Here is a 14,369-nt window from a genome sequence, read left to right as displayed (position 1 = left end):
AAACACGCCCGTTAGGTTAGGGCGTGCTTTATACATTGTGCAAAATCTTAATCCACCCCTTCTGGTTTTGTTTGATTTGGATCTGTTAGTGGTGGAATGTTTGTTTCGGAACCTGGATACCCCATGGCCTGGTTTATGTGTCCCAAGGAATTGGCCCTAATTTCATTTTCCTTTATGGGCCAGTACACATGATACGGTAATATTCTATAGGGGTTTGGACCTTGGAATATCTCATCCCTGTAGAAATTATTGTGACTGATCACCCGATCATAATACCAATTATTTTCATGCATGTTATCTATTGAGTAGCCATTCAATCCCAGTTGGGCCATTATATAGGCAACACGGGTAAGTTCAGTCTTTCGTGGGGTTTCCCTATATAATTCTCTGGCTCTTTCATCAAAAATATAATCGATGTCAACATTGGCAGCCGGTGTGGCTTGGGCCCTGGACCTAACTACATTGACATCAGCGGTGGCACTTGCCACATTCCCATTCCACCAGTGAGCTTCGGCCCTCAACAAATAGAGCTCTGCCAATCTAAAAACATATTCGTCACTGTTTGCCCTTGCCGGTGTAGTGGTCCCTGTCTCGTCTATATAAACCATTTTGTTGTACGCTATTGGGTACCATTGACGAATATCAGTAACCGAACTTGGATCGAACGGTTGTCCAAAAAAGGCTGAATTTGGATCGTTATAGACATAGCGTTCCATCCCAAAATAATTGTTTTGAGAGTACCGCAAATCATTGGGGTCTTCATTTCTCAAATCCCTGAACTCAAAAGAAGGCACCATTCTACCAACTCCGCGCCCCAGTTGTTCAATCATTCGAAACCCTGTCCCAAAATCGAGATCGGTACAAGCGCGTGTACCATCTGGATCTCTGGCCTGCCACCATACTGGAACCCAGTCCCGCATCTTGGCAGCTCCACCATTGTCACTATTTCCAGTTACCAAAAATCCATCTTGTACCACTAGAATGGCCTCAGTATTTTCGGGAATGCTTTTGTTATTTTTCTGATGCAAATCCCACAGTACATCAAATCCGTTTGGATCTAAAAACGAATAGCTTAAAAATTCTTCCTCAGTGGTTCCAAATCGCTCCGTCATCAAAGCGTATTGCCCCCCATCAATAACTTTTGAAGCTTCAGTAATAGCATCATTGAACCTTCGTAACGAGAGATAGCATTTTGTCAATAAGAAAGAACCTGCAGCTTTATTAATATCCCCAGGTTGGGCAAAATCTGGTAACCATTGCACTGCAAATTCCAAATCCTCAGTAATTTTTTGAAGAATAGATTCCCTGGAATGGGAATAGAAATCAAGTCTAGGAGCATTAATTTCCTCCAAAACCAAAGGCACATCGCCAAATTGGTGCACCAATCTATAGTACCAAAATGCTCTTCCAAAATAACCTTTGGCCCGTAGTTCATTCTTAACTTCATCGGGCTCATCAATATCATCTACCCTATTGATAATCAAATTTGCGTCCTTTATGGCCTGCCATGCAAGTCCCCAATACTGTCTTGTTGCTTCATCTTCAGTAGAATTGGGCGTCATCTGAAGTTCTAAGTTATGGGGTTGGTTTGCAGGAGGTGCCCCATTTACCGCAAAATCTGAAAAATTCCATTCAGACATCAAGTAATGAGCATCTGTTTGAGCGTATTCCTCCCTAAATCGGCTGTTCATATTAACGATTACCGATTCTATACCAGCCCTGTTATCAAGGGTATTTTCAGGTGAAAAGAATGATAAGGGTTCAGGTTCCAGCCGTTCCTTTGAACAGCTAAATACCAAAAGTGCGGTTATGATAAAAAGATATTTATATTTTTTCATTTTGTACATTTTTAATTAAAAACTTAAATCAAAACCAAATGCGGTTATCAGCGGCGTTGGTCTTCCAGTTTCAACATCCCATCCGTAGTCCCAACCACCAAGTGTAAATGCCTGAAAGTTTTGGACATTTGCATATAACCTCAAAGATTGAATTTTGAGCTTTTCAGTAAGTGTTCTTGGAAAATTATAGCCCAAGGTGACGTTTTGGATTCTGATAAATGATTTATCATCATACCAATTCGTTTCTGGCGAAGAATTCTTTGAATCCAATCTTGCCCATTCGTTTGTGGGATTATCTGGTGTCCAAAATGGTGTTTTTATCTTATTGAGTCTTTGTTGCTGAATCCTAAAATTGAAGTGTTCATTATTTGACCCTTTATGCCCTAACAAGGCATTTGCAAAGAATGAAAAATCAAAATTCTTGTAGGTAAAATCATTTCTCATGCTTGCCCTATACTTAGGCCTTCTATTACCTTGAAAAACCTGATCATCAAAATCGACAATGCCATCGTCATTGACATCCAAAAGTTTTACATCTCCGGGCACACGACCGTAAACAGCAGCTTCATCCTCTTCCCCTAACTGCCAGATTCCTGTGATTTTATAATCAAATATCTCATCAATGGCATGCCCTATGTACCAATCGTTCGCTATGTCATCTTCCTCTCGTTGTCCAATAACATTGCCCTGGTCATCCAGTACATCGACCATATCCCCATAAAGGTGGTTTATTCTGTTACGGTTATGGGATAATATGAAGCTTGAACTCCATGAAAAATTATCATTATCTATGTTTACCGTGTTCAATGAGAGTTCAAATCCTTTGTTTTCCACTTCACCTAAGTTGGCAAACACGTCTCCATATCCTGTAATTATTGGCAAAGATCTTTGAAGCAATAAATCATTGGTTACACTGGTATAGTATTCTATGGCTCCTGTTACACGCGAACCAAATAAACTAAAATCCAGCCCAGCGTTATATGACTCGGTGGTTTCCCATTTTAAACCGAGGTTGGAGAGATCGGTAGCATTGATGCCCACCACGGTTGATTGGTCATAGATGTAATTGGTTCCCTGCAATCTGGACAAAGCCGAATATATTCCTATATCCCTGTTCCCATTTCTACCCCAAGAGAGCCTTAATCTTAGGTTGTTTATAAAATCGGCGTTCTCCAAAAAACCTTCGTCAGAAAGTCTCCAACTAACTGATAATGCAGGAAATGTAGCATAGGGATTGTTGGTGCCGAAAGCTGAATAACCGTCCCTTCTAACGGTTGCAGTCAAATAATATCGATTGAAAAAATTATACGCCAACCTGGCCATCATGGCATCCCCCGAAGAACGAGTGTCATCAGCATTGATAATTGGATTTGACCCAATTCCCAAATTGTGATAGGAAAGATTGTCGTTGGGGCTAAATTCTGAATTGGATTGAAAACTCTCATAGGTTTTGGCCTCTTCAATATTATACAATAACGTTAGGTCGAAGTTATGTGCACCAAAACTTTTATTCCAATTGATAATGTTATCCACCATCCATCGATTCTCGAAAATATCTCGTCTAGATCCTTGGTCACCTCCATCTCCCAATGTTGCAATAACAGGTCTAAATCGGTAATCCTGAATAAAATTGGAACGATTTGACCAGTTGATTCGGTAAGAGAACCCAAAAGGTAATTTTAATTTAGCATAGAGGTTTGTAAAATACTCGCGCTGTCTATAGAGATTGTCTTGGTATGTCCATAAATAAGGATTGGACGCCAAGGTATCATCATAGGGTAAATGCTTGTATTCTCCATCATCATAAAACAAGTTGCCAAAGGGGCTTTGATATTGATAACTCTGCAAACGATTAGGCAAATTAACGGGTTCTTTTAAGAAAAGTGTCTGCATATTAAGCCCAACCGAAAGTGCATTGCTGATTTTGGTCTCCAGATTCATTCTCCCTCTTAACGATTCACTTTCCTCAAAAAGCATGATGCCTTCATTCTTTACATGACCTAAAGATCCATAGTAACTTACGTTATCGGTTTTCCCAGAAACACTAATGGTATTGTTCAACCGAAGACCTGTTTGAAAAATGAGATCTCTCCAGTCCAGCGAATTTCCAGTCTTGATGTTCTCCTTTTCAACATCGCTCAACTCCAATCTATCATACCATATGTCAGAGGGGTTAGTGGCAGTTCCTCCCAGACCGTCGTATTCCAACCAATCGTTCAATGAAACGCCGGATGGAAGATTATTGGGGTCACTATAATATCCGGTTTCCCTAGGGACAACCTGACCGAATACAGCGCCTTTATAGCCCAAAAAGTCGTCCGGACCATAAACTTCCTCTACCGATCCTGCGTGTGCAAACCCTGCTGAACTTCGCAGATTTATTATTGGCTTGCCCGTGGTACCTTTTTTAGTGGTTATAATAATTACCCCTGAGGCAGCTCTAGACCCATATACCGCTGCAGCACTTGCATCTTTTAATACATTCACACTTTCAATATCTGCCGGATTGATGCTGGAAATACTTCCTTGAAAAATTACGTCGTCTACAACCAATAATGGTGCGGTGTTGGCTCCAAGTGAAGTTTCGCCCCTGACCAATAGGTCGGAGTTTCCCGAAGCACTGGTACTGGTACCAACGTTTAAACCAGGCAATGATCCTCGCATAAGCTCAGAAACATTGGTAGCACTTGGCTGCCTATCCACGGCTTTTTTATCAAAAGAAGATACGGCCCCTGTTAAATCTTTCTTGGCAGCGGTACCGTATCCTATTACGACAACTTCATCTAGAGCAGCTGTATCCTCCTGCATCTGCACCACTAAAGTTTCATCTTGACTGATAGTAAAGCGTTGGGACAAAAAGCCCACATAAGTGACTTCCAATACGGCATCCTGGGGCACTGTTATTTCAAAATTACCATCAAAATCCGCCTGTGTTCCCATTGAGGTTCCTACTATTACTACGCTGGCCCCCGGTAAGGGAACAGCATCCTTATCCGTAATGGTTCCATTAACAAGGTATTCTTGTTGTTGTACCTTATTACTACTAGAAGGGGGATCCTTTGCTTGTCTTTTTTTACTCAAGGAAATTTGACGATCTTCAATATGGTATTCGATATTAGATCCACTGAACATTATGCGAAGGATGTAACCAATTTTTTTGGCCTTCACATCAATGTTTATCTTTCTATCCAAGTCCACCTCATCCCTATCAAATAAGAACCTGAATTCAGATTTGGACTCAATGGCCTCAATCACTTGGGCAATGTTTGCGCTTTCCATTTGCAGTGTCAACTGTTTCTGCTGTGCGTAAGTGGAGGTTGTGGCTTGAATCTCTACAAACGAAACTATGAGTAGTATAAAAGAAAGTTTCATTTTGAGGTTATAGTTAATACACCATAGCCGTTTGAGCAATGGCTTTTTATGTTTATTTTCCATACTTTTGGTTTGGTTTTAAATGTTAATTGCGTTTAATCCATTTCTAACCGGGAAATACTGGAACTATTTTCCGGTTTTTTTATGTCAGTTGTTCATAAGCGTTTCGTTTTAGTTATAGTTTGGTTTCAATATCTTATTGCCGTTTGTCAATGAAAATTTCCTTTCCTTGTATATTGTAATCAATGGGAGCCACTCTTGACAGGTGATGCATCACTTCTTCAATGTTTTCCAAATCCACTTGAAAACTGGCATCATACCGCTTATCTGAAAATTCTTGTAGGTTACAGTGAATGGTCACATCATATGAGCGTTCCAATTTTGTAATAATGGATTCCAATCCTGCATTCCTAAAAATCAATTCACCGTTCAACCATCCTGTGTAAAGCCTAATGTTAGCTGGAGAAATGGAAATATTACCATTTTCCTTATGCCATTCTGCTTTATGACCAGGTGTCAAGAGTTGTTTTTCCTGTGGCCGTCCATTTTCATAAATGGCCACTGAACCTTCGACCAAAACCGTTTCAACATCAACACCTTCAGTATAGGTGGAAACATTGAATTGGGTTCCCAGAACCTCAATGTTCAGATTATCTTGAAAGGATACAACAAAGGGTCTGGCACTGTCTTTTTCGACCTTAAAATATGCTTCTCCAGTGATGGTGACATCTCTTCTTCCCTTTTGGGAAAAGGCAATGGGGTATCGCATATGTGTTCCTGAATTTAAACTAACATGGGTGCCATCCGAAAAAATCAGTTCAAACCTTTTGCCCAAAGGGACCGTTAGTTCGTTGTAAACCAGTTTTTCGCCTACATGTTCATTCTTTACAGCTGAATAGTCCAGTACTTTACCCTTCTGCACTCCAATTGTATTACCTTCTCCATCCAACATTTTAACTTCCGTCGTTTGCTCGTCTGAAATAATCTTTTTGCTTCCATCCGCTTGGGTCAAAATAATCTGGTCTTTCCCTAGATTCAATGTCTCATTATCGTTTGAGTTTTTGGATATGACCCAATACATTGAAAAAGACCCTAAAATTCCACCTATGAATATGGCGGCATACTTTAAAATGTCTTTTTTTGAAAAGGTTCTTACTTTACCCGTACTGGTTTCTTCTATCTTCAACCTAGTCTTCAGTGTTTCCCAATTACTTTCTAGGTCAGTGTCTTCAATAATCTGCAATGCCAGACCCACCAACCCAGCTTTCTGGAGTTGTTCAACTAAATTCTCTTCCTCTTCACTTAGGAGATTTTTTGTCGTTTCATCAAGAGAGCCTTTATCAATAATCTGACTAAGGGCAATATGTAGGGTGTTCGTTTTCTTCATATCTATATATATGTTCCTAAATGTTTAAAAAATAGCTACAGAAAATTTATTTTTTTTTAATCTTTTGTACGTTTTTGATGTAGGTTGTAAATAATTAGGTGGTGATTTTATCAAATCATTATAATCGCTCGATTGATAGTAGCGAAACAGAAAGGTGGGTGTGTATGCGTTAGATAAGGTTGCTCAGGTAAAGTGCAATTATGGAGATTTTATCCAGTTCTGCACTTTTAAGGAAGTCATAGGTCCTTCTCATTTGAGCCTTTACGGTATTGATGGATATGTTGCGCATTTCGGCAATTTCCTTATAGCTAAGGCCTCCTAAAACAAAGTCTAAAAAAATGTTCCTTCTTGATTCCGGTATAGCCTGAATAATCTGATTCATTTTCTCAAATCGAGATTCATTTACATTTGCATTCTCATGTGACTCCTTGGAAACAAGAATCAATTTACTGAAGATGTGTCTTTCCTTTTCCTTTTTAGTCATCTGTTTTAGACTTAGCTTCCTTACCGCCGATATGCCATAAGACCTAAAGTTTTTATGCACGGTAAGGGTTTCCTTTTTTTTCCAAATCGTTTCAAAAAAGCTTTGTACAATATCCTCAGAAATTGCTCTATCTTTTACAATGGCCAAGGCTGCAAATAAAAAATGGATGTAATTCTCTTTGTATAATTTTTCAAATTCCTTTGAATCGAGATTTTTCATATAGCTCATCTTACTAAGAAATCACACAAAACTCTTTTGTTATGGCGCCAGAACAAGAGATTGTTCCAGCACCATCTTTAAAAGCAACTAACTCAAATATTTTAACTCTTCAGGAACCATGAGGGGTCTCCCTTGTGGAACACTTTAACCCAAAAATTTTATCAATTACTCTTTTTGTAATTATTCGGGCCTCTCCTACTTTCGAGTGATCTTATATTTTCTGTGTATTAGTTACACGATTATAAAAATATAAATTTTATCTTTTATTTTACATTATATTTTAATTGTTTATCATAAAAAATTACAGAATACTTAAAACTAATAGAAAAACCACATATCCATAAATGTATAATTCTTATAAAAAAAACTAAAAGCTGTATCGGATTTTCATATGGAAGAAAAGTATGCATATGATCTTAAAAAAATCTATGCTAAAATCATAAAACATAAAATGACATAATCATCATCACCGTAGATCCAAAACCAATTTTATTTAACCTTGTTTTCAACGCATTAAAATAATCGAGTAAAAATGGTATTGAGGATGTTTGTTATTTGGCACCGTGCGTTGAGAATTCCCATCAGACAGTTCTGTATAATACCTACATCTCTATTCTTTGTTCCATGGCACTTACCCTTGCATATCCAAAAACCATAACCTGAAAGTTTAAATAAATTCAGAATGTAAACTAATTATTTAGTACGGAGAAATGAACTTTAACAAACCAGTGAGCATGTTTTACTTTGAAAATTTAATAAAAAGGTGCCTAAAAAACCCCAATCTTGAAATAGAAATCTATATAGAGGCAAACGCAACGAAGTGGAGTGCTGCAAGCCCCAAATACTTACCCTTAACTAATTTACTGAGCAAGGCAAAAGGTCATTTTGGAAGCTTTACGTCTCCGTTCAATTCGTTCATAACTTCACAAGGGCTATCATAGGTCTAATTTCGTTTTTCATCAAATTGCGTCAATTTTTTCTTCAAAAATTCCCAGTGTTTATTGGGCTTCCTAAAGGGTTTACTGTAGATTTCGGAAAAGTCTACTGTAGCCCCAGATTTTGCACAGTATTCCGAGATCAATTCAATCGACTGGTTTTCAACTTGTTGAAGACCCGAATACAACCGTGATGGCGCAATCTGCGCATCACCCTCTTGCTATTCGTTTTTTCACGCGAGCGTGAAAACCCAAATACCTTTCTTTGGTGTATAGAGTAACAATAAATTCAGTTTTTTTATTAGGAGCTGTTGATTGAACTTATCTTTCCAAACACTACAAAAAACCGATAGACCAATTGAAAAAGTTGAAGGTAAGACTCGGGACTTCAAAACTGACCAATGACTTATCAGGATTCTAATTATTTCAAAATGGGCTTATTCTTGTTTGAGGTTATTTCAAACATTTAAAATTATTATCTTTATATCGAAAGTTGAATCATCAAGAATTACGACCAAATTAAAAGACAGTAATTCGGTCAACAGTTTTTGTAAGGTCTTAAAATCCTTTAAATATAGGGCTTGTGGAATGAGGTTTGAATCCTGCCGCGGTCACTTAAAACACAAACCCTGTATGAAAATGCAGGGTTTTGTTATTTATTAAAATACCGTAAGTTGCAGACCGTTGTAAATACTGGCAATGACAAAATCGTTGTGTCGTTGAGTTGCCGGTTTACATTTTCAGGAAGACATGCAAAGGGATTAATCAATGTGCCGGCATCAACCCTTTTCTATTGTAACAACTTTTGCTTTAGGTTGAAGATAATATCTGAAATGAAGAGAGGCATGTATCTTATCGTCAGCCCTTCAAATGAAAAATCAATTGCATTTTTATAATTTTTATCAAATTCTTTTTTAAGCTGCCTTCTAAACTTGATTGTATCCTGATTTTTAGGTTCTGTCCGTTTACTTTTTCGAGTATTTTGAAGATGGTACTTAATATTTTCCATCAATCTTTTCCTAACCAGCTCGTTTAATGCATTGTCATTGGGAAAGAGATTTTGTGTCCTATTCTTCAAATAAAGGTTCACATCAAAAACTATATACTTTCTTGCGTCATAACCGTTTCTTGTAATGGATTCGTTATTATCGACAAAATACATATACAAGGGCGCATTTATATAACAGGCAGACTCGACGTGTTCCAATAAATTAATACCGAAGATGACATCAGATGTTATGTGTATACCTTCCTTAAACTTTATCTTTTTCGCCAGTTCCTTTGGATATAGATTTCGCCAGAGGTAAAACCCCTTTTTCAAATAATCTTCAAGGATTTTCCCCTTATCCCATGTCTCAACTTTTAATGACGAAAAGGTTTCGGGAAATTCTTTTTTGCGGTTTGAGAACAGCGCTTCAAAAGTGAAGATCTTATTGCTTTGACCATCTACATAATTCATCAATAGTTGATACATGTCTTTATGTATCCAGTCATCCGCATCAACAAATGAAATATAATCCCCCGTAGATTTTTCAAGTCCCCTGTTCCTAGCTACAGAGACCCCTTGATTTTTTTGATGCAGAACTTTTATTCTAGCATCTTTAGATGAATAGTCATCACATATTTCCGGAGAACCGTCAGTAGACCCATCATTGATCAAAATAACTTCTAGGTTCCTATACGGTTGCCCAAGAATACTGTCCAAACATCGTCCAAGGTATCTCTCTACATTATAGACAGGCACTATGACGCTTATTTTGTATTTCATACGTATTGACTCTTAATACTGAAAAAACTAAAACCGGGTAGAGAGAAAACTGGGAGGAAGAGTATGATTCGGTTGTTTGAGGGGTGGTGGTTATCAACTTTATTGTGTTCTTGACTGAGCCAAGGCTTATTTTGAAGCGCTCTTGTTTTTCATGCACTCGTACTTCATTAAATGTTTCCATTACCGCATGTCAATAGCTTTTCAACTAAAAACTTTGCCAAAGTACGGAATTAAACGCATGCGAGGTGAAAGGGAAGACCTATTTAAAGTGATTCTAACAAAGTTCTCCTTATCTACAATTAAGTCTTACTAAAAGGCTTGAAATTAGCTACAGAAATTCATTTTTTCAAGTTGGGAAAATGTAACTTGGCGTCAAGGGTTTTGAACACGATCTCCATCGGCATCAAATAATTCGGTTGTAATCAAAACATGATTGGCATCATAGTTTATTTTTTCAAAAGCAACCCCATTATCTTTTCTATTTACCAATTTCTTATCGGTACCTAGATATTTTTTTTCCATGATTAGGCCCAAAGAATTTCTTACATACTCTACACGATGCACTCCGGAGACTTTATGGATTGTATTGGCGCCTTCTTTATCCAAATACGTTTCAGAAATTAGATGCCTCCCATCCTCTGTCCATTCCATAACATATTTGGCATATCCGTTATTTGCATTTTTAGGATTTCCTTCACCATCCTGAAATTCCAGCATTGTTTTGTTGCCAAATGCATCCGTTTCAAAGTGCCAACGTTCCGCACCGGACCAATGGGTTGCAGGATTCTTGTGCTTATCGAAGAATACAATATCCTCTAGGTCATACTTGTTCCAACTGTTCTGCTCTCCGGCAGTATGGGAAGATCCAATGGCGGGATTCCAATGCTCATCAAAAACCTCCCATCGATCAAATCTTCCATGAATGTCATAATAGTATTTAAAAACAGCTGCTCCATTATCCGTGCTGACCAAGTTTCCATTGGAATCAATATTTTCGAGGGTTCCAAAATACCCTTGCTCATTGAAGGTCATACGGGTTCTCAAAAATTGAAAATCACCCCGCAAAGGAACTATTTTCCCTGTGCTATCCAAACGCTCCTCAATAAGGCTTCCATTGGGCTCGTGGAACCATTGGTAGCGCATCACACCAAACCAGTCAGAAACCGGCTTACCGTTGGCATCAATAAAAGTCAAGGAGATGTTTCTCCCCAATACATCCTTTTCATAAATCTTGGCATACACCTTCCCCATCACGGAAATCCGGTTTCCAAAACGGTCAAAAAAATGGTGCACTTCCTTATCCCGGGTATAGGTGATTTTGGTATGGGGTGCATTGATGTTCAGGTTTCCAAATCGACCTTCAAACTCCTTGTATTCCTCTCCAATACGAACATGGGTTGCGATAACCTGGTTGCTTGCATTATAGTCCACTTTTAGATTGATTCGGTGCAACGCCTCTTCTTCGGTAATGGGATACCCTCCCTTTACAGGTTGATATGGAGATTCCCAAAAAGGCAACAATGCATAATATTCACTTCTATGGACATCTTTTATCTGTTGCGCATGACCCAAATTGGATACTAATGCCACGAATACCAGAACCATTGTTTTTGTTGATTTCATGATGTATGGATTTCAAAGAGATTGCCAAATGATTTTAGGCAGATTTGTGGTCCAAATATGAAACTAGTTTGATGGTTTTTTCTCCTGTTTATAAAAAAGCGGATATCCATTTATATGAATTTTAACATATAATGGAGGCCATACAGGTTAACTTGACCCCAAACCGAAATACATGGAACCTTCTATAGCATTGACCATTTTTTCCGGGGCTGCCATTTCCAGTGGGCTAATGATGGCCCTTTACTTTATTTTGGTCCGCAAGGAAAATAAATGGGGAGACCTTGCCGTGGGGCTCTTGTTCTTGGCCTTGGCGATGCGACTTTCCAAATCATTGTTCTCCTATGTTTTTCACGGGTCTTCCATGATGGGCATCTCATTCGGACTGCTGGGTTCAATTCTTATGGGCCCTTTGCTTTTCCTATATTTTAAATACTCACTATCAGAAAAAAAAGAGTTTCAATGGTCTCACGCTTTACACTTCATCATTCCTTTTGGAGCATTTATTCTTGCAATCAATGAGCTTGTCCCCTCCTATGATCTCTATGTGTGGGCAGGACATTTTTTAATGGGATACCTTATTGTTCTGGGGTATCAATATATATTTTCCAAGCGTTCAGAGGGCATAGCTTCAAAATGGCACAATGTATTGTTTTATGGAATTCTTGGTCTGTGGCTCTTATTTTCCCTTCAACTATATATCTCCAGTAGGATATTTTACATCTGGGGCATCCTATTGGCCTCTTTGATCATCTATATCCTGTTTTTTACCGCGTTGAAAACTCCCATGTTCCGAAGCAAAAATAGGCAAGTGACGATTCCCAATATGTTGAAGGATAAAATAATCCATGCCCTGGAAGTGGAACGGATATTTGTACAACAAGGAATTTCCATTGCCCAGTTCTCTGAAAATATAGATGTTCCTGTTTATCTGGTATCCAATGGGATAAAACTCATTTACGGAAAAAATTTCAAGGACGTCATCAATAGTTTTAGAATTCGGGAGATTACTTCAAAACTATCCCATGTTGATTTTGCCCATGAAAAAATTGAAAATTTAGCCTATGATGTAGGCTTCAACACATCTTCCGCTTTTTATAGTGCTTTTAAAAAGGAAACCAATATGACCCCAAGGGCCTATCAAAGGCAGCAACAAAAAGAGTCATTTCGCAAAAACAAACCATGACAAATTTCCTTTGCATTGGACCGAAACTTAAAAACACTATTTTCGTTACAAATCAGGGATTTATCGTATGGACAAAGACATTAAACTGCTATGGGAAGACCTTAACGAAGAACTCTATAACTTTATCCTCAAACGGGTTCGCCACGAGGATGACACCAAGGATATACTCCAAGATGTATTTCTTAAGATACAACTTAAAATGGACACCCTTCAAAATCCTTCAAAGTTGACCTCTTGGGTATATCAGATTACCAGAAATACCTTATCTGACCATTACAGGGGCAAAAAAAACTCAAAGGAAACCCCATTCCATATTGATTTACCGGAAACTGGTGAGGAAGACCACGTATATGCCCGACTTTCCAATTGCATCAATGGCAAAATAACTGCCTTGTCCACAAAATACAAGGAGGCCATTCTTATGACCTCGTTCAAGGACTTCACCCAAAAACAGTTGGCACAATTTGAAAATATCTCCTACTCAGGAGCCAAATCCAGGGTGCAACGGGCCAAGGATATTCTAAAGGGAGATATTTTAGATTGCCCCAATGTGGTCAAGGACTCCGATGGCAACATCATTGATTATCTAAAATAGTTGTTGCTGCGTCCTTTTTGCGGTGTCATCGCCTACAGGGCAACATAGCCAAACATTATGAAAAAAAGAACCGTTTATCAAGTCGATGCATTCACCAAGGAAAAATTTAAGGGAAACCCGGCCGGAGTGGTATTGAATGCAGAGGGGATGACCTCTGGGCAAATGCAATTGATCGCCAGGGAACTGAATAATTCGGAAACTGCTTTTCTGTTTCCGTCCTACGGAGGAGATCATGATGGCAAAATCCGATATTTTACCCCGACTACAGAGGTGCCCATATGTGGACATGCCACCATTGCTGCCCTTTATGCCAAGGCAAAGGAAGAACAACTGGATTCCTGCATTCTGAAGATGAAAACCACAGTCGGTATTTTGCCTATAGAGATTATCAAACAAGCTGGCGACTATCAGATTGTTATGGAACAAGGCCGTTTTCAACTTTATCCCCCATTGGATGCATTCATTGCACAACGTATTCTTTCCGCATTTGGGCTTGACAAAACTGATTTGGAAGAAAAATGTCCCATTCAAATTGCTTCTACAGGTCATTCCAAGGTGATTATAGGAATCCGTTCACGTTCAAAACTCAATCAATTAAAACCGGATATGATCAGTTTGGCCGAAATAAGCCCTGCAATCCAATGCAACGGCTATTTCGTTTTCACTTTTGATTCCATCTCCAGCGAAGTATTGACCTACGGTAGGATGTTCGCTCCCGCCATTGGCATTATGGAGGATCCCGTGACTGGAAATGCCAATGGACCCTTGGGCGGGTATTTGGTAGACAATGGCATTGTGCAGCATAAAGGGAGATATTTTGAATTTGTGGGAAGACAAGGAGAAATTATGAACCGGATGGGAGAAATGCAGGTCAGCGTCAACATTGAAAATAACCGCACAACATCTATTCAGATAAAGGGAAATGCCGTAATTGTATTCCAAACTGAAATCGAAATCTAGCCTAG

The 14,369-nt window shown here is 38.7% G+C and carries 9 protein-coding genes; 3 read left to right on the top strand and 6 right to left on the bottom strand.

Features of this window, described 5'->3' with window-relative positions:
- Positions 1-47 precede the first annotated feature (47 nt).
- The 6 genes from ACP14V_RS04555 to ACP14V_RS04530 all read right to left on the bottom strand — a co-directional run bounded on the left by ACP14V_RS04555 (position 48) and on the right by ACP14V_RS04530 (position 11,626).
- Positions 48-1,838: a RagB/SusD family nutrient uptake outer membrane protein gene (locus ACP14V_RS04555; protein WP_272609527.1), complete on the bottom strand. Its 1,791-nt coding sequence runs from the start codon at positions 1,836-1,838 to the stop codon at positions 48-50.
- Between the two features lie 15 nt (positions 1,839-1,853).
- Complete coding sequence (locus ACP14V_RS04550) at positions 1,854-5,273, bottom strand: SusC/RagA family TonB-linked outer membrane protein (RefSeq protein WP_272609526.1); 3,420 nt, start codon at positions 5,271-5,273, stop codon at positions 1,854-1,856.
- 133 nt (positions 5,274-5,406) lie between these two features.
- On the bottom strand, positions 5,407-6,597 hold the full coding sequence (locus ACP14V_RS04545) for a FecR family protein (protein ID WP_272609525.1): 1,191 nt from the start codon (positions 6,595-6,597) through the stop codon (positions 5,407-5,409).
- Between the two features lie 169 nt (positions 6,598-6,766).
- Positions 6,767-7,300 (bottom strand): RNA polymerase sigma factor, encoded by a 534-nt coding sequence (locus ACP14V_RS04540; protein ID WP_272609524.1) that lies wholly within the window; start codon positions 7,298-7,300, stop codon positions 6,767-6,769.
- 1,725 nt (positions 7,301-9,025) lie between these two features.
- Complete coding sequence (locus ACP14V_RS04535) at positions 9,026-10,003, bottom strand: glycosyltransferase (protein ID WP_272609523.1); 978 nt, start codon at positions 10,001-10,003, stop codon at positions 9,026-9,028.
- Positions 10,004-10,375: 372 nt separating this feature from the next.
- Positions 10,376-11,626 carry a hypothetical protein gene (locus ACP14V_RS04530; RefSeq protein WP_272609521.1) on the bottom strand — a complete coding sequence of 417 codons (1,251 nt, stop codon included), beginning with the start codon at positions 11,624-11,626 and terminating at the stop codon, positions 10,376-10,378.
- A gap of 172 nt (positions 11,627-11,798) precedes the next feature.
- Between ACP14V_RS04530 and ACP14V_RS04525 the strand changes: the two genes are divergently transcribed.
- The 3 genes from ACP14V_RS04525 (at position 11,799) to ACP14V_RS04515 (ending at position 14,364) form a co-directional block, all read left to right on the top strand.
- Positions 11,799-12,809 (top strand): helix-turn-helix domain-containing protein, encoded by a 1,011-nt coding sequence (locus ACP14V_RS04525; protein WP_272609520.1) that lies wholly within the window; start codon positions 11,799-11,801, stop codon positions 12,807-12,809.
- A 67-nt stretch (positions 12,810-12,876) separates the two neighbouring features.
- Positions 12,877-13,404, top strand: coding sequence for a sigma-70 family RNA polymerase sigma factor (locus tag ACP14V_RS04520; RefSeq protein WP_272609519.1), 528 nt, complete (start codon positions 12,877-12,879; stop codon positions 13,402-13,404).
- Positions 13,405-13,461: 57 nt separating this feature from the next.
- A complete protein-coding gene (locus ACP14V_RS04515; RefSeq protein WP_272609518.1) occupies positions 13,462-14,364 on the top strand; it encodes a PhzF family isomerase in 903 nt (300 codons plus the stop codon).
- Positions 14,365-14,369: the final 5 nt, after the last annotated feature.

Source organism: Flagellimonas alvinocaridis (genome assembly GCF_965248585.1).
Taxonomy (GTDB): Bacteria; Bacteroidota; Bacteroidia; order Flavobacteriales; family Flavobacteriaceae; genus Flagellimonas; species Flagellimonas alvinocaridis.
The sequence above is the reverse complement of the archived record's forward strand: the minus strand, read 5'-3'. Positions and strand labels throughout refer to the sequence as shown.